Source organism: Arthrobacter sp. BL-252-APC-1A (assembly GCF_009696625.1).
Lineage (GTDB): Bacteria > Actinomycetota > Actinomycetes > Actinomycetales > Micrococcaceae > Arthrobacter_B.
Map to the genome: position 1 here is coordinate 110736 of NZ_VULS01000002.1, position 21690 is coordinate 132425.

At 65.9% G+C, this 21690-nt stretch carries 21 protein-coding genes; 11 read left to right on the plus strand and 10 right to left on the minus strand.

The window, feature by feature from the left end; translation table 11 throughout:
* Positions 1-75 precede the first annotated feature (75 nt).
* A complete protein-coding gene (locus FYJ28_RS03250) occupies positions 76-342 on the plus strand; it encodes a DUF6480 family protein (RefSeq protein ID WP_055239211.1) in 267 nt (88 codons plus the stop codon).
* 34 nt (positions 343-376) lie between these two features.
* Here the strand turns inward: FYJ28_RS03250 and FYJ28_RS03255 are convergent, their stop codons facing one another.
* The gene (locus tag FYJ28_RS03255; protein WP_055239212.1) at positions 377-826 is read right to left on the minus strand and encodes an Lrp/AsnC family transcriptional regulator; all 450 of its coding nucleotides are present in this window, start codon (positions 824-826) and stop codon (positions 377-379) included.
* A 209-nt stretch (positions 827-1035) separates the two neighbouring features.
* Between FYJ28_RS03255 and pdhA the strand changes: the two genes are divergently transcribed.
* From pdhA to FYJ28_RS03280, 5 genes are read left to right on the plus strand one after another with little or no spacing between them, the layout of a single operon-like run.
* Positions 1036-2184: a pyruvate dehydrogenase (acetyl-transferring) E1 component subunit alpha gene (pdhA, locus tag FYJ28_RS03260; protein ID WP_154578300.1), complete on the plus strand. Its 1149-nt coding sequence runs from the start codon at positions 1036-1038 to the stop codon at positions 2182-2184.
* A gap of 12 nt (positions 2185-2196) precedes the next feature.
* On the plus strand, positions 2197-3249 hold the full coding sequence (locus tag FYJ28_RS03265; protein ID WP_154578301.1) for an alpha-ketoacid dehydrogenase subunit beta: 1053 nt from the start codon (positions 2197-2199) through the stop codon (positions 3247-3249).
* On the plus strand, positions 3246-4667 hold the full coding sequence (locus tag FYJ28_RS03270; RefSeq protein WP_154578302.1) for a dihydrolipoamide acetyltransferase family protein: 1422 nt from the start codon (positions 3246-3248) through the stop codon (positions 4665-4667). The genes FYJ28_RS03265 and FYJ28_RS03270 overlap by 4 nt, the downstream gene beginning before the upstream one ends.
* A gap of 52 nt (positions 4668-4719) precedes the next feature.
* Complete coding sequence (locus FYJ28_RS03275; RefSeq protein WP_154578303.1) at positions 4720-5571, plus strand: MBL fold metallo-hydrolase; 852 nt, start codon at positions 4720-4722, stop codon at positions 5569-5571.
* Positions 5550-6788, plus strand: a complete 1239-nt coding sequence (locus FYJ28_RS03280; protein ID WP_154578484.1) for an MFS transporter — start codon at positions 5550-5552, stop codon at positions 6786-6788. The genes FYJ28_RS03275 and FYJ28_RS03280 overlap by 22 nt, the downstream gene beginning before the upstream one ends.
* Here FYJ28_RS03280 and FYJ28_RS03285 read toward each other — a convergent pair.
* Entirely contained in the window at positions 6785-7684 is a 900-nt protein-coding gene (locus tag FYJ28_RS03285) for a phosphatase PAP2 family protein (RefSeq protein ID WP_195840585.1), read from the minus strand. The two genes, FYJ28_RS03280 and FYJ28_RS03285, sit on opposite strands and share 4 nt — an antisense overlap.
* A 72-nt stretch (positions 7685-7756) precedes the next feature.
* Between FYJ28_RS03285 and FYJ28_RS03290 the strand changes: the two genes are divergently transcribed.
* Positions 7757-8770 carry an o-succinylbenzoate synthase gene (locus FYJ28_RS03290; RefSeq protein WP_326831483.1) on the plus strand — a complete coding sequence of 338 codons (1014 nt, stop codon included), beginning with the start codon at positions 7757-7759 and terminating at the stop codon, positions 8768-8770.
* A 113-nt stretch (positions 8771-8883) separates the two neighbouring features.
* Complete coding sequence (gene menD / locus FYJ28_RS03295) at positions 8884-10611, plus strand: 2-succinyl-5-enolpyruvyl-6-hydroxy-3-cyclohexene-1-carboxylic-acid synthase (RefSeq protein WP_326831484.1); 1728 nt, start codon at positions 8884-8886, stop codon at positions 10609-10611.
* 69 nt (positions 10612-10680) lie between these two features.
* Here menD and FYJ28_RS03300 read toward each other — a convergent pair whose 3' ends face one another.
* The 5 genes from FYJ28_RS03300 to FYJ28_RS03320 all read right to left on the minus strand — a co-directional run bounded on the left by FYJ28_RS03300 (position 10681) and on the right by FYJ28_RS03320 (position 15482).
* A complete protein-coding gene (locus FYJ28_RS03300) occupies positions 10681-11442 on the minus strand; it encodes an amino acid ABC transporter ATP-binding protein (protein WP_055239222.1) in 762 nt (253 codons plus the stop codon).
* A 6-nt stretch (positions 11443-11448) separates the two neighbouring features.
* Complete coding sequence (locus FYJ28_RS03305) at positions 11449-12234, minus strand: amino acid ABC transporter permease (protein ID WP_055239223.1); 786 nt, start codon at positions 12232-12234, stop codon at positions 11449-11451.
* 73 nt (positions 12235-12307) lie between these two features.
* The gene (locus FYJ28_RS03310) at positions 12308-13090 is read right to left on the minus strand and encodes a basic amino acid ABC transporter substrate-binding protein (RefSeq protein ID WP_055239224.1); all 783 of its coding nucleotides are present in this window, start codon (positions 13088-13090) and stop codon (positions 12308-12310) included.
* A gap of 186 nt (positions 13091-13276) precedes the next feature.
* The gene (locus tag FYJ28_RS03315) at positions 13277-14062 is read right to left on the minus strand and encodes a basic amino acid ABC transporter substrate-binding protein (RefSeq protein WP_154578305.1); all 786 of its coding nucleotides are present in this window, start codon (positions 14060-14062) and stop codon (positions 13277-13279) included.
* A gap of 100 nt (positions 14063-14162) precedes the next feature.
* Positions 14163-15482, minus strand: coding sequence for an isochorismate synthase (locus FYJ28_RS03320; protein WP_154578306.1), 1320 nt, complete (start codon positions 15480-15482; stop codon positions 14163-14165).
* Between the two features lie 144 nt (positions 15483-15626).
* Here FYJ28_RS03320 and FYJ28_RS03325 point away from each other — a divergent pair, with 144 nt between their 5' ends.
* From FYJ28_RS03325 to FYJ28_RS03335, 3 genes are read left to right on the plus strand one after another with little or no spacing between them, the layout of a single operon-like run.
* Positions 15627-16373, plus strand: a complete 747-nt coding sequence (locus tag FYJ28_RS03325; RefSeq protein ID WP_326831485.1) for a demethylmenaquinone methyltransferase — start codon at positions 15627-15629, stop codon at positions 16371-16373.
* The gene (locus FYJ28_RS03330; protein WP_326831486.1) at positions 16370-17707 is read left to right on the plus strand and encodes a geranylgeranyl reductase family protein; all 1338 of its coding nucleotides are present in this window, start codon (positions 16370-16372) and stop codon (positions 17705-17707) included. The genes FYJ28_RS03325 and FYJ28_RS03330 overlap by 4 nt, the downstream gene beginning before the upstream one ends.
* Before the next feature lie 40 nt (positions 17708-17747).
* Positions 17748-18806: a polyprenyl synthetase family protein gene (locus tag FYJ28_RS03335; RefSeq protein ID WP_055239233.1), complete on the plus strand. Its 1059-nt coding sequence runs from the start codon at positions 17748-17750 to the stop codon at positions 18804-18806.
* Between the two features lie 75 nt (positions 18807-18881).
* On the opposite strand, the gene FYJ28_RS03340 is transcribed toward FYJ28_RS03335, so the two are convergent.
* The 3 genes from FYJ28_RS03340 to FYJ28_RS03350 form a co-directional block, all read right to left on the minus strand.
* Positions 18882-19304 (minus strand): hypothetical protein, encoded by a 423-nt coding sequence (locus tag FYJ28_RS03340; RefSeq protein WP_055239234.1) that lies wholly within the window; start codon positions 19302-19304, stop codon positions 18882-18884.
* A gap of 111 nt (positions 19305-19415) precedes the next feature.
* Positions 19416-20048, minus strand: a complete 633-nt coding sequence (locus FYJ28_RS03345) for a putative glycolipid-binding domain-containing protein (protein ID WP_055239235.1) — start codon at positions 20046-20048, stop codon at positions 19416-19418.
* Between the two features lie 79 nt (positions 20049-20127).
* Complete coding sequence (locus FYJ28_RS03350) at positions 20128-21543, minus strand: PucR family transcriptional regulator (RefSeq protein ID WP_055239236.1); 1416 nt, start codon at positions 21541-21543, stop codon at positions 20128-20130.
* Positions 21544-21690 lie beyond the last annotated feature (147 nt).

The following is a 21690-nucleotide window of genomic DNA, read 5'->3' on the forward strand; positions in this document are numbered from 1 at the left end:
AGGTGGCCCCGCTAGGTTGGGAATGTCAGTATGCTGACTAATGTTCCCCTGGCGGGGCATCACCGAAAGGCAACAATGACGCAGAGCTATGATCCGAATAATGATCCGGCCAATCCGGACAAGCCCAAGGAAGCTGACAACGCTGCTGAAGCCCAGAAGGGCCCGGGCACGCAGGAGGGCACAGGAAACCATGCCGGAAGCGGTGAGAAGGGCCGCCGGGTCAACCCTGACCCGGCAGAAGGCAACATCACCGGACTGGAGCCCGGCGGCGGGGTGCCGCCGGGCGAGACTCCTCCCGCGGAGGACCAGATGAGCATGGACCAGGGACACGACGAAGACTAGGCGCGTCCGTCCCTTCTGCAATCTCGATGGAGGGTCAGCGGACGTCGAGGTCCTCGAACACCAGGAAAGTCTGGGTGTCCAGTACGCCGGGCGCAGACTGCAGCTGGTCGAAGATGACCTGCCGCAGGTGAAGGTTGTCCTCGGCCCGCACCAGCAGGATCACATCGAAGGACCCTCCCACCAGGGCAACATGGTGCACCTCGGGAATCTTGCGCAGGGCTTCCTTCAATTCGCGCCAGGAATGCTGGCGAACCTTCAGGGTGACGTAAGCGCTGGACCGCAGTCCCGCCTTGACCGGGTCCACGAGTGCGGTGAAGCGGGTCAGGACGCCGGAGCCGGTCAGCTTCGAGATGCGCGAGTAGGCGTGCGCCCGGGAGATATGCACGGCCTCGGCCACGGCACTGACTGAGGCCCGGCCGTCACGCGTGAGCTCCTCAAGGATCCGCTTATCGATCTCATCCAGTGTCGCCTGCGTCTCCGCCATAGTGTCTACGTCCTTCAAAGTAATCCAGCTCACTTTTACAAGTCGTCCATCACAATACGCAGAGAACGACAATAAATCTAGGATTCCGGCGTCCGGTGGATGCGAATCGTCAGCTTCTTCATACTGGGCTTACAGAAATTCCATCCAAGCCGGAGGAACCGGGACGCCCGGAACCCATCCGGCATCCGCCGCGGCAGACGGAGGCTTCAATGACTATTCCCACCGGCAACACTCGCGCCGGGTCCGCTCAGGGCACGCGGCCGGAAGACAATGAGGACCGCACCGCAACCATGCTGCCCTCCGCCGAACCGGTCCAGCTGATCGACGCTGACGGCACCCACCGGCACAGCGAGAAGTACCCGCTCCCGGACGGTGACGCCCTCAAGGCCGCCTTCGAGGGCCTGGTGTCCGGCCGGCGTATCAACGACCAGGCCAACGCGCTGGTCCGGCAGGGCCGGCTGGCGGTCTACCCCTCCTCCCACGGACAGGAAGCATGCCAGATTGCAGCCGCTGCCGTGCTGGCCGACGGCGACTGGCTCTTCCCGACGTACCGCGACACCGTCGCCGTCGTACACCGCGGGGTGGACCCCCTGCAGGTCCTGACCCTGCTCAAGGGTGACTGGCACGCAGGCTATGACCCGTATGAGCACAACGTGGCTCCGCAGGCGACGCCGCTGGCCACCCAGCTGCTGCACGCCGTGGGCGTGGCCCACGCGGCCAAGCTGCGCGGCGAGAACACCGTGGTGATGGCAATGTGCGGCGACGGCGCCACCAGCGAAGGCGACTTCCATGAGGCCCTGAACTTCGCCGCGGTCTTCCACGTTCCCGTGGTTTTCTTCGTGCAGAACAACGAGTACGCAATTTCTGTGCCGCTGAAGAACCAGAGCGTAGCTCCCTCGCTGGCCCACAAGGCCATCGGTTACGGCATGCCGGGCGAGCGGGTGGACGGCAACGACGCCGCGGCGCTGCTCGCCGTGCTGGCCGCCGCCGTCGAGCGTGCCCGTGAAGGCGGCGGCCCTGCCCTGGTGGAAGCACACACCTACCGGATGCAGGCCCACACCAACGCCGACGACGCCACCCGTTACCGATCCGAGGAGGACGTCGCCCAGTGGGTTCCCAGGGATCCCCTGGCCCGGCTGCGCACCTACCTCACCGGACTGGGCGTCCTTGACGACGCCGCTGAGGAAGAGATGGCGGCCTCGGCCGAGACCATCGCGTCCCGCATCCGCGACGGCCTCAACACGGACACCGTGCCCGAGCCCATGGACCTCTTCAACTTCGTCTATGACAGCCGCACCCCGCAGCTCGCCGAGCAGGCCGCCCTGCTGCAGGACGAGCTCTCCCGGGCACAGGACTAACAGGAGCCACCAATGACAGTCACAGCACAGGCGCCTGCGCCCGAAGATACCCGTGTCAGCCTGACCTTCGCGAAGGCACTGAACACCGCCCTGGCCGACGAAATGGCCGCGGATTCCGCCGTGGTGATGTTCGGCGAGGACGTCGGCCCGCTCGGCGGCGTCTTCCGCATCACCGACGGCCTGACCGCCCGCTTCGGTGAGGAACGCTGCTTCGATACCCCGCTGGCCGAATCGGGCATCATGGGCATGGCCGTTGGCATGGCCATGAACGGAATCCGCCCGGTTGTCGAAATGCAGTTCGACGCCTTCGCCTACCCCGCCTTCGAGCAGGTGGTCAGCCACGTCGCCAAGATGTCCAACCGCACCCGCGGCAAGGTCAAACTGCCCCTGGTGATCCGCATTCCGTACGCTGGCGGAATCGGGGGAGTGGAGCACCACTGCGACTCCTCCGAGTCCTACTACGCGCACACCCCGGGCCTGACCGTCCTGGCCCCGGCCACCGTTGCGGACGCCTACACCATGCTCCGCGAAGCCATCCGCTTCCCGGACCCGGTGGTGTTCCTGGAACCCAAGAAGCTGTACTGGACCAAGGAAGACGTTGACCTGTCTGCCCTGCGGGCGCCTTTCGAAGACAGCGCCCCGGCCGCAGACCCGGCGATCGGCAAGGCCGCCGTCGCCCGCGAAGGCACCGACGCAACCCTGATCGCCTACGGTCCGTCCGTATCCACTGCCTTGTCCGCGGCCGAGGCGGCTGCCGCTGAAGGCCGCAGCCTGGAAGTCATCGACGTCCGCAGCATCGTCCCCTTCGATGACGAAACCGTGTGCGCCTCGGTCCGGAAGACCGGCCGCGCCGTCGTCATTTCTGAAGCCCCCGGCTTTGCGTCCGTCGCATCGGAAATCGTTGCCCGCATCCAGGAACGCTGCTTCCACTCGCTGGCTGCACCCGTGCTTCGCGTGACCGGCTTCGACATCCCGTACCCGGCACCGAAGCTGGAGCACTTCTTCCTGCCCGGTGTGGACCGCATCCTGGACGCTGTGGACGAACTTCAGTGGGAGGACAAATGAGCGTGCGCACTTTCCTGCTCCCGGACCTGGGCGAAGGCCTGACCGACGCGGAACTGGTGAACTGGCTCGTTGCCGAGGGCGACACCATTGCGGTGGACCAGCCCGTGGCCGAGGTGGAGACCGCCAAGTCACTGGTGGAGGTCCCCTCACCGTTCGCGGGCGTGGTACAGACACTGCACGGCGCCGCGGGGGAGAGCATCGACGTCGGCAAGCCGCTGATCTCGGTCCGCACGACGGCGGACGCCCCGGCACCCGGCGAAACCTCGCCGAGTGCCCCCAGCGACCCGGATCCTGCCGGCGAGGCCTACCGGCAGGAGGAACGGGCCGGTTCGGGCAACGTGCTCATCGGTTACGGGACTCCCGATCAGACCAGCCACGGCACTAACCGCCGCACCCGCGCCCCGCGCCGCGCTTCGGCTGTGCAGGCCGTCCCCGCAGCTCCGGCTCCTGCAGCCGTTGCAATCGCTGACCCGGCTCCGGCAGCAGCCGCAACCCTCGAGGCTCCGCGCTGCATCAATCCGCTGGTGCGCCGCCTGGCCCGCGAGTCCGGAATCGCACTGCGCACCCTGAACGGCACCGGGCCGGACGGCCTGATCCTGCGCCGCGACGTCGAACTGGCCATCAGCGCCGGCTCGCCCGATGTAGCGGTAGCCCCTGTCCCTGCGTCACCGGCTGCTCCTGCGGCGGGAGATACCGACCCGCGCTCAGGCCTGGGCGTCGCGTCCCGCACCCCGGTCAAGGGACTGCGCCGCACCGTCGCCGCGAACCTCAGCGCCAGCCGCAGCGAAATCCCGGAAGCCACCGTCTGGGTGGACGTGGATGCCACCGCCCTGCTGGAACTGCGCGCCGACCTCAAGGGCCGGGACCCGGAAAACACCCCGGGCCTGATGGCGTTCCTGGCCCGGTTCACCCTGGCCGGACTGCGCAGGTTCCCGGAGCTGAACACCCGTTACGTCGCCGGAACCGGCCCGGATGCCGAACTGGTGGCCTTCGACGGCGTCAACCTGGGGTTCGCTGCGCAGACCGACCGCGGCCTGATGGTTCCCTCGATCCGGCACGCCGAAAAGCTGAGCGCCCGGGAACTGGACGCGGAAATCCGGCGGCTGACGGCGTCGGCCCGGTCCGGAGCCGCCACTCCGTCAGAGCTGACCAGCGGCACCTTCACCCTGAACAACTACGGGGTATTCGGCGTTGACGGAAGCGCGGCGATCATCAACTATCCCGAATCGGCGATCCTTGGCATCGGCCGGATCATTGACAAGCCGTGGGTCGTGGACGGACAGCTCGCGGTACGCAAAATGACTGAACTGACACTCGTCTTTGACCACCGGGTCTGCGACGGAGGGACTGCCGGCGGGTTCCTTCGTTACGTTGCCGACGCAATAGAGAACCCGGGAAGCGTCCTGGCTGACCTGTAGCCTGCGGCACACGGTAGGTTGGTTAGCGCAGACACCCCGAAGGACGGACGCCATGACCCAGACCCACCCGCAGACTCCCGATGACTGGATAGAGCTGGCGCCGCGCACTTATGTGCGGGCAAGCCCGGGCTGGGGAATGAACTCCGGGCTGGTTATCGGCGAGGAACGGGCGCTGCTGGTGGATACGGGTGCCGGACCGGCCCAGGCCAAGGCGCTGCTCGACGGCGTCCGGAAGCTGACCAGCCTGCCGGTCATCGCGGTTAACACCCATGCCCACTTCGACCACTTCTTCGGCAACGCCTACCTGATGGACAACGGTGTTGAAGAGATCTGGGCAACCAGCGCCTGCGCCGGGACCATTACGGCAACAGGTGAGGAGCAGCGTTCCGCTGTTGCCGCCGTCGAACCGGGCATGGCAGCCGGGACCGGCCCGGGTACGGCCATAGCCGCACCCACCAGGCTGGTTGAGGGGGCACCCGTGGACCTGGACCTCGGCGGGATTTCCGTGACCCTGTTCCATCTGGGCCGCGGCCACACCGACCATGACCTTCTGGTGGGTGCCGGCGACGTGCTTTTCGCCGGAGACCTGGTGGAACAGGGCGCAGACCCGAATTTCGGAGACTCCTACCCGAAGGAGTGGATCCGCACGCTGGGCAAGATCGTTGCGCTGGAAGACCTTTACGGAACCGTGGTTCCCGGGCACGGAAAACCGGTGGACATGGACTTCGTGACCACCCAGATGAACAAGATGCGCACCGCCGTTGCCGTGACCCGCAGTGCCATGGACCAGGCCTCCACGGACATGACCAAGGCCGTGCCGATCCTGCCCTACGGGCCCGAACAGTCCCGGGCCCTGCTGATGCGCCTGCGTACCCTGGCCCGCTGGAAGTGGCTGAAGCAATAGATACCTTCAGTCTGCGCGGTATCGCCGTACCGGCCTTCGGGCCAACGGTGCTGTACGGAACGGCGATCGGGGCGATCCTTCCCGTCGTAGCCCTGACCGCCCGCGACCTCGGTGCCACAGTGGCGCTGGCTGCCGCGATTGTCACCCTGACCGGCATCGGTTCTCTCCTGACCAACGTTCCGGCGACGCTAGTTACCACCCGCTTCGGGGAGAAATGGGCGCTGGTGGGCGCGGCAGCCTGGTGCGCAGCTGCCATGGTTCTGGCTGCTTCAGTGCCCGTGCTCTGGGTCTTCGCCGTCGCCGTTTTTATGGTCGGCATGGCGGGAGCCGTGTTCGGGCTGGCCCGGCAAAGCTACGTCACTGAAGCCGTTCCGCTGCACTACCGGGCACGTGCGCTTTCCACTCTGGGCGGATCCAACCGGATCGGTGTCTTTATCGGTCCGTTCGCTGCCGCCGGGGTGATGTCCTTCGCCGGAACTCCAGGCGCCTACTGGGTAGGTGCTGTGGCCGCCCTGGGTGCGGGACTGCTGAGCCTGACCGTTCCAGACCTGAGCGTGCGCGGGCCAGGCCACGGAAACCGGGCCTCGCGCAGTGAGGAGCTGGAGGAAGCGGTCGACGCCGTGGCCGCGCCCACCATCAGGTCCATTCTCCGCAGCCACTCACATGTTTTCGGCACAGTGGGGATCGGGGTGCTGCTGATTGCGGCGGTTCGGGCCACCCGGCAGGCCGTCATTCCGCTGTGGGCCCAGCACCTGGGCATCGATCCTGCCCAGACCGCGCTGATCTACGGCATTTCCGCCGGCATCGACATGCTGATCTTCTATCCGGCCGGACGGGTCATGGACCTGCGCGGACGCCGGGCAGTGGCGGTGCCCTGCATGCTGCTGATGGCTGCAGGGCTTGGCCTGCTGCCGCTCACGTCATCTCCGCTGCAGCTGCTGCTGGCGGCCCTGCTCATCGGTTTCGGCAACGGAATCGGATCCGGAATCGTGATGACGCTGGGCGCGGATTTCTCTCCGCAGCCGGGCCGGCCGCAGTTTCTGGGGCTGTGGCGGCTGCTCTCGGACATTGGGATTCTCAGCGGGCCGGGACTGCTGTCCCTGGTCACCGCGCTTATCTCGCTTTCCGCCGGAATTGCCGCGACCGCGGTGATGGGTCTTGCCGGTGCCGCCGTGCTGTGGCGGTACGTTCCGAAGGGACGCCGGACCGGCCCCTAGCGGTCCCCGGCCTGCTGGGTGAACAGCCAGGAGCCAAGGGCTGCGATCATATACCCCACGCCGAGGATCAGGCTCAGTCCGCACCAGAAGTACAGTGGACGGCCGTCCAGCCCAGCCACGCCTGCGCCCCAGCGGGCATAGGCATACAGGGCAGCTGAAAGGGCCAGGAAGAACATGCCTCCCGCTGCGGACAGACCGGTCCAGAGCCGTCCGCCCGCGCCGCGGCTGCCCGGGGGGAGGGTGTTCCAGTCCTGGTTGGTCCGCATCATCACCAGGCCCCCCACCAGCGTGCAGGCGGCAACAACAAAAAAGGCTGCAACGACGTCGGCGGGCCTGTGCCAGAGATTGAAGAACGTTGCCGTGCCGGCCAGGACGGCGTAGGTGCCGCCCAGGACTGCGGTCAGCGGCCGCCACCGCGGGGAAGAGACCAGAAAGACAGCTGCCATGGCGGAGGCAGCCATGGTGGTGTGTCCGGAGGGAAGGGAATTGAACGCGAGCGTGGCGACACCGCGGTCCGGACGGTCCAGCAGCAGGTTCTTCAGCAGTTGCGTCACCAGGTTGGCACTGGCCATGGTGGCGATGGCAATGACGGCAGGGGAGAGGCGCCTGCGGTAAATCGTGACGCCGGCGATTACCGCCAGCGCAATGAACACGGATGCCAGCGGAAGGCTGTCCAGGATCTGCAGCGACGGGACGCGGGTCCCCGGTGCCACCAGCTCCGCCTCGCGCCAGGCGGATTCGTCTGCCGCCTGGCCCGTAGTGGTTCGGACGAAGCCAAAGTACGTTACTGCCGCGCCCGCTGCCGCCAGCAGTGCCGCGAAAAGAAAGAGTGCGGGGTTGTGCCCGGCCGGCCGCCGCACGGGCTGCCGCTTGTTCAGGAGATTGCGCGTATCCATCCCCTCAAGCGTGCCATAGGTCCTTGCCGGTTTGCTGTGAATAGCTGCCGTGCAGGCCATTAGGCTGGAACTGTGGAACCAAATCCTTATCCCGGCCTTCCTGTCCTGCGTGACGGGGCGCACGTTGTGTCCCTTCCCATGCGCGTGAAGTTTCGCGGAATCCTCCACCGTGAGGCCCTGGTGCTGCAGGGGCCCGCTGGCTGGGGAGAGTTCTCGCCCTTCCCCGAGTATGACGACGACGAAGCGGTTCCGTGGCTGGCCTCAGCCGTCAAATCTGCCTGGGAACCGTTTCCGCAGCCGGTCCGCAGCAGCGTTCCGGTCAACGCAACGGTCCCCGCAGTGGCAGCGGACCAGGTGGAGAAAGTCCTGGCCCGGTTCGGAGCCGTGCCCGCTGTGAAGGTGAAAGTGGCCGAGCGGGGCCAGGTACTGGCCAACGATCTTGAGCGGGTCTCCGAAGTGCGGCGGCTGCTTCCGGACGCGGGGATCAAGGTAGACGCGAACGGCGGCTGGAGCGTGGAGGAGGCCGTTCATGCCCTGACCCTGCTCTCGGAGTACGGCCTCGAATATGCGGAACAGCCGGCTGCGGACATTCCCGGCCTGCGCGCGGTTCGCCTGGAGCTGGCACGCCGTCAAATCCCGGTTCCGGTGGCGGCAGATGAGTCTGTGCGCAAGGAATCGGATCCTTTGCTGGTGGCGAGGGAGGACGCCGCGGATCTGCTGGTGGTGAAGGTGTCGCCGCTGGGCGGGGTGGCCCGGGCACTGGAAGTAGTGGCAGAGGCCGGTCTGCCCGCCGTCGTAAGCTCCGCACTGGATACCTCGGTGGGCATCCGGGCCGGTGTTGCGCTGGCCGCAGCCCTGCCTGAACTTCCGTTTGCCTGCGGACTTGGCACACTCTCCCTCATGGAAGGTGACGTTTCGGATCAACCCCTGCTGCCCGACGGCGGGGCGCTGGCAGTGCGCGACGCACCAGTTAATCCGGACCTGCTGGAACGTTACGCGGCCGCCCCGGACCGGCAGCAGTGGTGGCTGGAACGGCTGGAGCGGGTGTACGCGAAACTGGCCTTGGCCCCGGAAACCGGACGCTGAGGATCTATCGCCCGGCGCTCACTGTGCCGGACAGTCAGCCGGGTCAGGCAGGCCAATAGCCAATTCGCGCTTCCGGACCGCACGCTCCGGATGCCGAACCCTAGGATGGAGAGGTGACCGGATCCTCGAAGTCCCCCAGCCAGAACTCCTCCGCCAGCCCTTCGGGGCAGGGCGCAGGAAACAGCCTGAGCTCCCTCCAGTCGGCCCGCTCTGCCATTCGGGCACTGGCCCGCGCCGGAGTGCGGGACGTGGTGCTGGCACCGGGCTCCCGCAGTGCACCTCTGGCCTACGCCCTGGCCGAAGCGCAGACACAGGGACTCGTCCAGGTCCATGTCCGCATTGATGAACGCGTTGCCGGCTTTACTGCCCTGGGTCTCGCGCGCGGCGGCGCACGCCCGGCAGCCGTAGTAACGACGTCGGGCACAGCCGTAGGTGAACTGGTTCCGGCGGTGATGGAAGCGCACCATGCAGGGATTGCGCTGGTGGTTCTCTCCGCTGACCGTCCCGCTGAACTCCACGGTACCGGCGCCAACCAGACCACGGTGCAGGATGGAATCTTCGGGCGCTTCCCGGCGGCCGAGGCCAACATTGAAGCAGGCCTGGATCCGCAGGGTGCCATCGCAGAGGCCTTCGCGAAAGTGGGCGGCCCGTCACCCTACGGTCCCGTCCACATCAATCTCCAGTTCCGTGATCCCCTCATTCCCACGGAGGCGGATGCCTTGGGGGCTGCAGAGGCGGGCCCGGTTGAGGCACTGGCAGCAGCCGAGGAAGCGGCCCCGGGAGCACTGGCGGATCTGGGCGGCGTGCACCGGACCGTGGTTGTTGCCGGCGACGGCGCCGGGGAAATAGCAGCTATCTTTGCCCGGCGTGCCGGACTGCCGCTGCTGGCTGAACCATCCTCGAACGCCCGGTTTGGCCCCAACTCAGTCACCGCCTACCGCCTGCTCCTGGCGGAGCTTGGTCCGCAGATTGAACGCGTGGTGGTCTTTGGCCGGCCCACGCTTTCCCGTCCGGTGTCCGCCCTGCTGGCCCGCCCGGACGTAGCGAAAGCCCTCTACGTTCCCCGTCCCGTGAACTGGTTTACACCCGGCAAACGGCCGGAAAAAGTCGTAACGGACCTTTCAGGGCTGCTCGCGTTTGCCGGCAGGGGAGCGCCGGGCTGGCTGAAGATGTGGCAGCGTGCCTCGGCCGCCGCAGAAACCGCAATCCACGCCGTGCTGGATGCCGAAAGCGAGTTGTCCGGCCTGCATGTGGCCCGGCTGGTCTGGGAGAACTCGGACGCCAACCTGGTGCTCGGATCCTCCAACACCATACGGGACGTTGACCTGGTGGCCGCGGGGCGCTGGCACCCGCTGGATGTCTATGCAAACCGTGGCCTGGCCGGCATTGACGGCACTATCTCCACGGCGTCGGGCATTGCCCTGGCCAACCGAATTCCGACCCGGCTGCTGCTGGGGGACCTCACCTTCCTGCACGACGCCGGCGGGCTGCTGCTCGGCGACGGAGAGGCGGAGCCCGACCTGCAGCTGGTAGTGCTCAACGACGCCGGCGGGGGCATCTTCACCACGCTCGAACACGGAGAGCTGGGGGAACGCGAGGAATACCGCGACGTCGTCGAGCGCTTCTTCGGTACCCCGCACCGGGCCGACCTGAGAGCGCTGGCCGCCGGTTACGGAGTACGCCACCAGGCCCTGGACACGGCGGGGGAGCTCGACACCGCGCTGCGGGCCCCGGTGCGGGGCCGGTCCATCCTTGAAGTCAAAGTACAGCGGTCCGCCCTGCGCGCACTGCACCGCCGGATCGAAGAAGCGGTGACCGGCGCCCTTCCTGCAGCTCCCTAACGTACCCGGACGCAGCTGCGGCCTGCACCGGAAGGTGCAGGCCGCAGCTCTTTGTGCTGAATTCGGGTCCTAGAGGACCTTGGAGAGGAAGGAGCGGGTCCGCTCGTGCTGCGGATTGCCCAGCACGGTTTCGGGTGCACCCTGCTCCACAACCACGCCGCCGTCCATGAATACCACGCGGTCACCGACCTCGCGGGCAAAGCCCATCTCATGGGTCACCACCATCATGGTCATGCCCTCCTGGGCCAGCTGGCGCATGACTTCCAGGACGTCACCAACGAGCTCCGGGTCCAGTGCGGAAGTGGGCTCGTCAAAGAGCATCATGTCCGGATCCATGGACAGGGCCCGGGCAATCGCAACGCGCTGCTGCTGGCCGCCGGACAGCTGGGCGGGGAACGCCTTGGCGCGGTCGGCCAGGCCAACCTTTGCCAGGTTCTTCATGGCCGTCGCCTCAGCCTCGGCCTTGCCGCGCTTCTTGGCACGGCGCTGGGCCAGGGTCAGGTTCTGCAGCACATTCAGGTGCGGGAAGAGGTTGAACTGCTGGAATACCATGCCGATCCGGGTGCGGACGGCATCCAGGTCCGTCTCCGGATCGGTGATGTCCGTGCCCTCGACCCGGATGGTTCCCGTTGTCGGTTCCTCGAGCCGGTTCACGCAGCGCAGCAGGGTGGACTTGCCGGAACCGGACGGACCGATCACGCAGACGACTTCGCCCTGGTTGACGTGGAAGTCGATGCCCTTGAGGACCTCGTTGTCGCCGAAGGACTTGTGCAGGTTCCGGACTTCAATTGCGGGAGTGCCTGCGGACGGGGTAGGTACAGGTGTGCTCACGCTGGATTACCGGCCTCTCTGGTTGTGGCGTTCGAGTTTGGCGACCAGCTGTGTCAGCGGCAGGGTAATGATCAGATACATGATCGCAGCCAGGACCAGGGGAGTGGAGTTGGCGTTCTGCGAGACCGCATCCCGCGCGAAGGTGGTCAGCTCCCGGTCCTGCATCGCCATGCCTGCGATGAACAGCAGCGAGGTGTCCTTGATCAGGATCACCAGCTCATTGGTCAGCGGCGGGGTGATGATGCGGAACGCCTGGGGCAGGGTCACGGAGACCATGGTCCACGCCGGGCCCATGCCCAGCGAGCGGGCCGCTTCGGTCTGTCCTGCGGGTACGGCCTGAATGCCTGCACGGATGGTCTCGGCAATGTAAGCGCCGGACACCATGATCAGGGCGATCAGGCCGGCTCCCGCGTTGCCTCCGGGCGGACGCCAGGAGAAAGCGATCGGGACGGCGAAGGCCATCGCGAAGATCACCAGCAGGGCGGGCAGGCCGCGGAAGATCTCGATGTAGACTGTTGCCGCCCACCGGTAGGGGCCCACCGGGGAGAGCTTCATCAGTGCCAGGATCAGGCCGAGGATCAGGCCGCCGATGAACGCGATGATCGTGTAGACGACGGTGTTCTTGACGGCGACCGTGATGATGGTCGGGAAGGCCGCGCGGGCCACCTCCGGGTCGAAGAAGTTCACGCCGATGGCCTGCCAGTCGGCGAGCAGGACTACGGCAACAACTGCCAGGACGAAGACGGCGTACAGGATGCCCCGGGTGAGGCGTCTGCGGGTGGACGGTTTCAAGTAAAGGCCTTCCGCGGAAGTTTAGGGCCGTCCCTGGCGGGATGTGCCAGGGACGGCCGTGGGTCAGTCGGTGTTATTCGGTGAAGTACTCGTCGTAGATTTCCTGGTATTTGCCGTTGTCACGCAGGGCGGCCAGCTGTTCGTTCACGCCGGATACGAGTTCTTCGCTCGCGTTCTTCGCCATGGCGAAACCGTAGGATTCGTCCGTCTCGAACTTCGCGGCGATGGTGAAGGCGCCCTCTTGGGTGTGGCCCAGGTTCACGGGGAGGTCCTGCAGCACGGCGTCGACGTTCCCTGCCTGCAGGGCGGGGAAGAGTTCGGCGTCCGAGGGGTAGGAGATGATCTCGGCGTCGGCAGCGTTGTCCCGGGCGTAGGCCTCGCCGGTGGTGCCCTGCTGGACCCCAACCTTCTTGCCGGCGAGGTCTTCGATGCCGGTGATGTCCGAGCCCTCGGGCACGAGGATGGACTGCAGCGAATCGTAATAGGGATCGGAGAACGTCAGGTTCTTCTGGCGTTCCTCGGTAATGGTCATGGCGCTGGCGCCCAGGTCGCACTGTCCGGCGGCCAGGACGGTGCCGCCCTGCAGGCCGTCAAAACCGACGTCCTGGATGGAGGCCTCAAGGCCCATGCCGGATGCGATTTCCTTGATGAGGTCCATGTCGAAGCCCACGTACTCGCCGTTTTCTTCGTATTCGAAGGGCGGGTAGGGAATGTCGGAGCAGACGGTGAGTTTCCCATCGGAAACCAGGTTCATTCCCGAATCAGACGCGCTGTCGCTGCCGCCGCCGCAGGCGGAGAGGGCAAGTGCGGACAGTGCCGCAGCGGCCAGGACGGAGGATCGTGCTTTGTACGGCATGGATTGGTACCTTCTCTTGGTGCCGGGCAGGACCGCCTGCGGTCCCGAACATTGTTGGTAAGCAGTCTCGATTGTACGCATCCATCACGTTTCGGGTGCCGCAGCTCACAGCGCGGGGCGTGCCCTTTACAACAGACGGCGCTGGCCTGTGAACAAGGCCGGCGCCGTCATGCAGCAGCAGATGGGTTATTCGGTGAAGTACTTGTCGTAGATTTCCTGGTACTTGCCGTTGCTGCGCAGCTCTGCCAGCTCTGCGTTGACAGCAGCCACCAGGTCTTCGCTTCCGGTCTTCTTCATGGCGAAGCCGTACACTTCATCCGTTTCGTACGTCGCGGAGATGGTGAAGGCACCACCGTCCGTGTGGTCCAGGTTGACGGGCAGGTCCTGGAGGACGGCGTCGATGTTGCCGGCCTGCAGGGCCGGGAACAGCTCGGCGTCGGACTGGTAGGAGACAACCTCGGCGTCGGCGGCGTTCTCCCGGGCGTAGGACTCGCCGGTGGTGCCCTGCTGCACGCCAACCTTCTTGCCCGCCAGGTCTTCGAGGGACTGCACGGAGGAGCCCTCGGGAACCAGCAGCGACTGGAGGGAGTCGTAGTACGGGTCGGAGAAGGCGAGCTTGTCTGCGCGTTCCGGGGTGATGGTCACTGCGGCAGCGATCAGGTCGCACTGGCCGGCGGCCAGGACGGTGCCGCTCTGGAGCCCGTCGAAGCCGACGTTCTGCAGTTCCCAGTCCAGGCCCATCCCGGCGGCGATTTCGCGCGAGAGGTCCATGTCGAACCCGGCGTATTCACCGTTGTCATCTACGTATTCAAAAGGCTGGAACGGCAGGTTGGAGCAGACAGTCAGCGTGCCGTCATTGACCAGTCCCAGACCGGACTCATCAGCTGAATCGGACCCCGAGCCGCAGGCTGCGAGGCTGAGGGCACCGACGGCCAGGACAGCGGCGACGGCTTTGCGTGCTTTGTGGTGCATTGGTTTAGAACCTTAGGTCGTGACGGAGCGTTCGGCTCCGGTTGGGGGCAGGAAAAAGGCGGCAGAAAGCCGCTCTCCGGGAATAAATTGTACGCGCCGCTCAGGAAGGCTGGCCGGAGAGCACCCGGGCGCGGTCCAGTCCCAGGGCCTCAAGCATGGGACGGAACTTGGACCAGGTTTCTTCCAGCTCTGCTGCCGGGTTGGAACCCGAAACGATCCCGCAGCCTGCGAACAAGCGGACAGCTTGGGGGTCTTCGATCACGGCACCGCGCAGCGCGATGCCCCATTCCCCGTTGCCGGCGGCGTCGAACCAGCCCACCGGACCTGCATACGGACCCCGGTCCATGTGTTCAAGTTCACTGATGAGTTCCCCGGCAACACTGGTCGGGTAGCCGCAGACAGCAGCGGTTGGGTGGAGGGCTTCAACCAGGTCCAGCGATGTTGGGACAGTGCCGCCGTCCACGCGGAGGTCCGCGGTGACATCCGAGGCCAGATGCCAGACGTTGGGCAGCTCAAGGACGAACGGTTCGCTGTGCGAAGTCATCGAAGACGTGAACGGTTCAAGATGGCTGGTGACCGAATCGATGGCGATGGCATGTTCGTGCTGCTGCTTTTCGGAGCCGGCCAGGACACGCTTGGCGTAGTCCGGATCGTCCAGGGGAGCCGTGGCACGGTCCAGGGTGCCTGCCAGCACCCGGGCACGGGCCTTGCCCTCTTCAACCTTGATCAGCATTTCAGGGGTGGACCCAATGAGTCCGTCAACTGAATACGTCCAGCAGCTCTCGTACCGCAGTGCCAGTTCGCGAAGCACCTGCGCGGTGGCGACGGGCGAAGATAGGCTGGCCACAATGTCCCGGGCCAGGACGATCTTGCTCAGCTCACCGGCGGCGATGTGCGCCACGGACCGGGCGACGGCGTTTTTCCATTCGGACTCGGAGAGCACACCGGGCTGGATGGTGTCATTGCCGTCTGAAAGTGAATCTGCGGAGATTTCCTCCAGGTAGCCGGCCAGGGCAGCTACCACCGACTCCCGGTCCAGGGCGGCGTCGGGATCGAGCGTGGTCTGCGTGACCCATGCGGTTCCGTTCCGCGAGCCGACGATGATCTCCGGGACTACAACCCGGGAAAGAAAAGGGGACCGCTTGGAGAAGGCAAAGGAACCGAAGGCGGCCAGGCCGCTTCCCGGAACCTGGACCTCGTCCTCGACGGCGGCTTCGGCGCGGACTGCGTTCCACCATCGGCGGGCTGAATCAAAACGGTCCGGGCCGGTGGAAGTGTGGCGCAGGACTTCTCCGAATCCCACCAGGCCTTCGCCGTGGCGGATCCAGCACAGCTGGTCATTGCGGACCAGATACTCCAGCAGCCCGATCGCGGCCGAGGGCACGCTCAATGGGATGGTTAGGGAACGCAGGGAGGTCATAATGCCTCCAACCCTACTCCGCCTGCCTGCAAGCCCCATATCCAGGCCATTGCCCCGGCGGGAGGGAACACATGCGTTTGTGACCAAACGCAAACACCTTGCGGCCGGTTCGGCTGCCGGAACATTGTTTGAGACAATGAGCGGGTGAAGCGCGCAACTTTGGAAAAACGCCCCGATGAAGTCGCTGCCATGTTCGATGAGGTGGCTCCCAAGTACGACATCGTCAACGATGTGCTGTCCATGGGCCAGACCCGCCGCTGGCGCCGTCTGGTGGTGGACGCCGTCGGCGCCCGTCCCGGTTCCCGTGTGCTGGACCTTGCGGCCGGTACCGGAACCTCCAGCGAGCCTTATGCCGACGCCGGTGTCTCCGTGGTCGCCTGTGACTTCTCCCTGGGCATGCTCAAGGTTGGCAAGCGCCGCCGCCCGGACATCGACTTCGTGGCCGGTGACGCCACCAACCTGCCGTTCGAGGACAACTCCTTCGACGCGACCACCATCTCCTTTGGGTTGCGCAATGTTAACGAGCCCAAGAAGGCCCTGGCTGAGATGCTGCGGGTCACCAAGCCGGGCGGGAAACTTGTTATTGCCGAGTTTTCATCGCCGGTTGTTCCTTTGTGGCGCACCATGTACACCGAATACCTCATGCGTGCGCTGCCTCCGATCGCCCGCAAGGTCGCATCCAACCCGGACGCCTACGTCTACCTCGCCGAGTCAATCCGTGCCTGGCCGAACCAGGACGAACTCGCGGGCTGGATCGCCGCAGAAGGCTGGGAGGACGTCGCCTACCGCAACCTTACGGGCGGAATCGTCGCCATCCACCGTGCAGTGAAGCCTGCAGTTAATCCTGCAGTTAATCCTGCAGTTAAGCCGGCGGAGGCCGCCGGAGCGTGAGCGTCCTCATCGTCGGTGCCGGCCCGGCCGGCTCCACCGCCGCCTACTACCTCGCCTCTGCGGGTATTGACGTAACGGTTCTCGAGAAGACCGCGTTTCCCCGTGAAAAGGTGTGCGGCGACGGGCTCACGCCCCGCGCTGTCCGCGAAATCCAGCTCCTGGGCCTTCCCCATGACGAGGCAGACGGCTGGCGCCGGAACAAGGGCCTTCGGCTGATCGCCGCGGGACGGACAATCGAGCTCCCCTGGCCGGACCTGGCGGACTTCCCCTCCTACGGGCTGGTCCGCACGCGCCTGGGCTTTGATGAGGAGCTGGCGCAGCACGCCCGTTCAGCAGGCGCAAGAATCCTGGAGCGGCACAGCGTCACCGAAGCCATCAGGGACGAAAACGGCAGGGTACGCGGCGTCGTCGCGAACGTGCTTGACGAAAACGGCCGCAAGACCGGCGAGGCACGCGAGTTCACCGCCGACATCGTCCTGGCTGCCGACGGCAACTCCACCCGTACGGCCCTGAGCCTTGGCCTGGAGAAGCGCGATGACCGCCCGCTGGGTGTGGCCGTGCGCACCTATTTCACCTCGCCGCGCACCAATGACGACTGGATGGAAGGGTGGCTGGAGCTTCCTGACGCTGCCGGCAACCCGCTGCCCGGTTACGGCTGGGTCTTCGGCGTTGGCGACGGCACCTCCAACGTGGGCCTGGGCATCCTGAACTCCTCCAAGGAGTTCGGCAAACTGGACTACCGCCAGGTGCTGCGGGACTGGACCGCCGGCATGCCCGAAGAATGGGGCTTCACCCCGGAGAACCAGGTCGGCGAGATCCGCGGGGCCGCCCTTCCCATGGGTTTCAACCGGACCCCGCACTACTCTCCCGGACTGCTCCTGCTCGGCGACGCCGGCGGGATGGTCAGCCCGTTCAACGGAGAAGGCATTTCCTACGCAATGGAGTCCGCACGCTTCGCGGCGGACTACATTGTCTCCGCCGAACAGGCGCGCCGCACCCCCGGGATCCTCTCCCCGCAGGCAGCGTACGACGCCGCGCTGGCCGGCTACGCGGAGCGTGTCCGGAACGAGTGGGGCAGCCACTTTACCCTCGGCCGGATCTTCGCCGGGCTGATCGGCAAACCGGCTGTCATGAAGCTGGCACTGCGGACCGGGATGCCCATCCCGGTGCTGATGCGCTTCGTCGTTCGGATGCTGGCCAACCTCAGGGACGCCTCACCCCGCGGGATCGAGGATAGAGTGATTGCGTTGATGGAAATGCTGGTTCCTGCCGCCTCCAACCAGGACGGCGCGCCCCAGCCCGTCCGGGGCGCGGGCAGCAATGCCAGAGTTTGACCCCTGCCAACCCGTCCCCACGAGAAGTTAGCCTTGAACAGTGACTGAATCCACCAATGCCAGCCCGGATGCCCTCGGGGACGCCGAGACGGCGCTGCCTCCCGGGTTCACCCCCATCGCCGAGGATCCCGTTCTGGGACCTGCGATTGTCGCCGGACTGGGGAAGATCGAGGATGAGCTGCGCGAAGCCATCGCCAACTCCGATCCGTTCGCGGACGCAACCTCCCGTCACCTGATGGAAGCCGGCGGCAAGCGGATCCGCCCGCTGCTGGTACTGCTGGCCTCGCACCTTGGTCCCAACCCCGGCAACGAGCAGGTGCGGATGGCCGCCGTCGTCGTCGAACTAACGCACCTCGCCACCCTGTACCACGACGACGTGATGGACTCCGCGCCCGTGCGCCGCGGAGCCCCCACCGCCCACGAAGTCTGGGGCAACTCAGTTGCCGTGCTGACGGGCGACCTCATCTTTGCGCGCGCCTCCTCACTGGTGTCCGTCCTTGGGGCCGAGGCCCTGGGGATCCAGGCCCGCACCTTCGAACGGCTGGTCATGGGACAGCTGCACGAGACTCTCGGCCCGGCCGACGGCGAGGATCCGCTGGAGCACTACCTCTCCGTCATCGCGGGGAAGACCGGTTCCCTGATCGCGGCCTCGGGCCAGCTGGGTGCGCTTTTTGGCGGCGCAGACCGGGAGACCGTGGAGATCATGGTCGAATACGGAGAGAAGGTCGGTGTTGCCTTCCAGCTGGCTGACGACGTGATTGACGTAGCCGGCCTGCAGGACAAGTCGGGGAAGACTCCGGGAACGGACCTGCGGGAAGGTGTCCCCACGCTTCCCGTACTCCTGCTGCGCCGCAACGCTGCTGCCGGGGACACCGAAGCTGCCGCGGTCCTGGAGCTGGTCGACGCCGACCTGAGTTCCGATGAAGCCCTGGCTGCCGCCGTGGCTGCAGTCCGGGGCAACCGTGCCACCGCTGAGGCCTGGGAGGTTGCCCGGCAGTGGGCAGCCGATGCTGTCGCAGCGCTGGCGCCCATGCCCGAATCCCTGGTCAAGTCTTCCCTGGCGGCGTTTGCAGAAGCTGTTGTGGAGCGCGAAGCATAGGTCCTTGTCTGAACGGTTAAGAACAAAAAAGGCTGCCCCGGTGAACCAGCGGGGCAGCCTTTTAGTTTTGCCGGATCAGTCTTCGTCGTCCTCGAAAACCCACTCGAACATGTCAAAAACGTACTCGCTGAAGGTTCCCTCTTCGCTCTGCCATTCGCCGCGCGCATTGTTGCGCCGCCAGACGATCGGGTCCGGAATGTCCAGCTGGTCGGCCCGGAAACCCCAGGTGAATTTTTCATCCTCGTCTTCGAGGAAGAGCAGGAAGCCGTCCTCGACCTCAAGCTCGTCGGGGTCCCAGAAGAAGTGGTATGCCTCCATCAGGTCTTCGCAGCCGCCCAGGGCAAGGTAGAACTCACGCAGGACCAGAGGGATGGGGAAGTCATGCTCATCGAGCATGTCGTCCAGTTCATCCGCGCTGAGGCCGTCATCGGGCCGCCAGTTGTCCTCAAGGTACTTCGGGACCAGGGCACGGAACTTTTCGAGGAACATTTCACTCATTGCTGGGGCTCCAACGTTGCAGGCGGACGTACTTCTATCCTAGCCGCGGCAGGGACAGTCCCTGACCGGCCGGCCGGAGGCGGCCAGCGGGCGGGGCTGCAGCCCCGCCCGCTAAGCGGTACGGTGCGCCAGCCCCGGATAGTCCAGCACCACGCCGTCGGAATCAACCGTGATCTCCGCCGTGAAGCCCCCGGAATCCGAGGAGAACAGGACGATCGCGCTGCCGCGTTCCCCGCGGTAGGGAGAGACCTGTGAGTAGACCTGTTCGCTGGCAACTACCCGCAGGCTCGGCATCTGGACAAAGGCCATGGTCAGCCGGGTCTCGTCCGGGGGAGCGGCATTGTTCAGGAGGTCCAGCCGGAGGATGGGCATGGTGTTTGTCAGGGGGCACAGGCCCAGGTCGCAGTCCTGGGCATTGTCCAGGGACCGGGGGTCCTCGATCCCCGGTCCGGGAAGGTCAACTGTGCCGCTGGCGGTGACGTGCGAATCCCAGCGGCCGTCCACGGACCGCGTAAGTTCCAGGGTGCGGGACCAGCCGTTGCCGGTGACTTCAACGTGCAGCCGGCGGGTTACCCACCCCGGAGACGTTGAGAGGGACCAGGTGGCACAGTACTCGTCGCATGTGGTGGTGCCGCTGGCTGCCAGTTCGCTTTCGCGGAAGGAAACGACTGCTGAATCCCGGCGTCCGGGGTCATCGATGCCCGCCCAGTGAAGGGTCTTGGCGGGTTGCGCAGGCGAGTCCATCCCTACAGCCTAAAGTCCGGTTCAAAACCGGACCAAACTGCGCACGGGTGTTCCGCTCTCCGCGGGCCCGGCACCGCACTCAACCTGCGAGCCTGCGCACATTCAGCGCCAGGTAGAGATGCACCCTGTCAGCAGTGACCGCAGGGTCATAGCCGGAGAGGTCAGCGATCTGCGTCAGCCGGTACCGGACGGTGTTGCGGTGCAGGCCGAGTTCCTGTGCCACCTTGGCCACCGACCCGTTCAGGGCCAGGTACTTCTCCAGTGTTGGCACCAGTTCGGCGTCGTGTGTCCGGTCGAAGGCCAGCAGCGGGTCCAGTGCCTCGGCGGCCAGGTCGGCAAGCGGAACATCCCGGCTTCCCATCAGCAGCGAGGCCAGGCTGAGGCGGTCAGGCTCATTGACCGCAGCACCGCGCAGGAGTCCTTCCTTGGCCTCGTAGTAGCCCCACCGGAGCCCGGCCGGCTCGGTATAGGGCCCGCCGACGCCAATTTTGGCCGGGATGCCGGCTTCCTGAAGATATGCGCCCAGGGCCGGAGCCAGCTGGGCGGGATTGCCCTCGGGAACCAGCACGGCCAGCCGTTCCTCGCAGATGGCGCTGACTGCGGATTCGAAAGCCGCCGGGAGGGGAAGCGAGGTGAGCGCCTTTGCCTGGGACGGGGCCGCCTCCACCAGCAGGGTCAGCTGCCGGCGGCCGGTGCTGACCCCGGATGCTCGAAGTCTGTGGTCGGCATCCTGCCCGGTGAGTTTGCCGGCCACAATGTCATCCAGCAGCTGCCCGTTGACGGCGCGTTCCCGAACCCGTCGCCGGGCCTGGTTGTTCAGCTCCACACTGATCAGGCTCTGGGCGTAGGCGATTAGGTCAGGCTGGCGGAAGGGGCGGGCAACCGAGAGCGTGCAGCGGTCCCGCAGCCCGGTGGCGATCGGAACCCGGTGCCATTCACTGTCCGCCGCTGCACCGCCGGTGGAAAAGACCTCGGTGCCGAACTGGTGCAGCGCCACATCCGTTTCCAGGATTGACCCCAGTTCTGCAAGCAGCCCCGGCAGTCCCTGGCCGGACAGCAGGGCTTTCGCCAGCACCTGGTGTCCGGTGAGAAGCTCGTGCAGGTGCTCCACATGGTCTGAGGACAGTGCATCGGCCACAAGTTTCCCTATGGCAATGAACGGAGTCCGGTAGGGGACTTCGAAGACCGGCAGGCCCAGCCGGTTGGCTTCCTCCAGCAGCGGACCGGGAACCCGGTCCAGGCTCAGGCCGGTGCCGAACCCGATTGCCAGGGCCCCCGCCCGGTGCACGCTTTCAACGAACCTGCGCTGCACGGCGCCGGTGCGCTGACGCATACCGGTGGTGAGTACGACTTCGCCGCCGCTCAGGAACGGGGACGGGTTTTCAAGTTCGGTGACGGCCACCCACTGCACCGGCACCGGTTCAATGGCGGCAGTGCCCCGGACAACCAGGTCCAGGTCTTCGGCGGAAAGCAGATCGGTAAGCGAGATAGGCACCCCACAACTATAGGCAGCTTCCGTTGGGCGCCTGCACCGCAAACTCGCGCCTTCTTTGTGCGGATGGCTGTCCCATCGAGTCCTCCCGCCGCGTAAATTTGGATCACTGCGGCGTATAACTCCCATCACTCCACCCCGTCGAAAGAG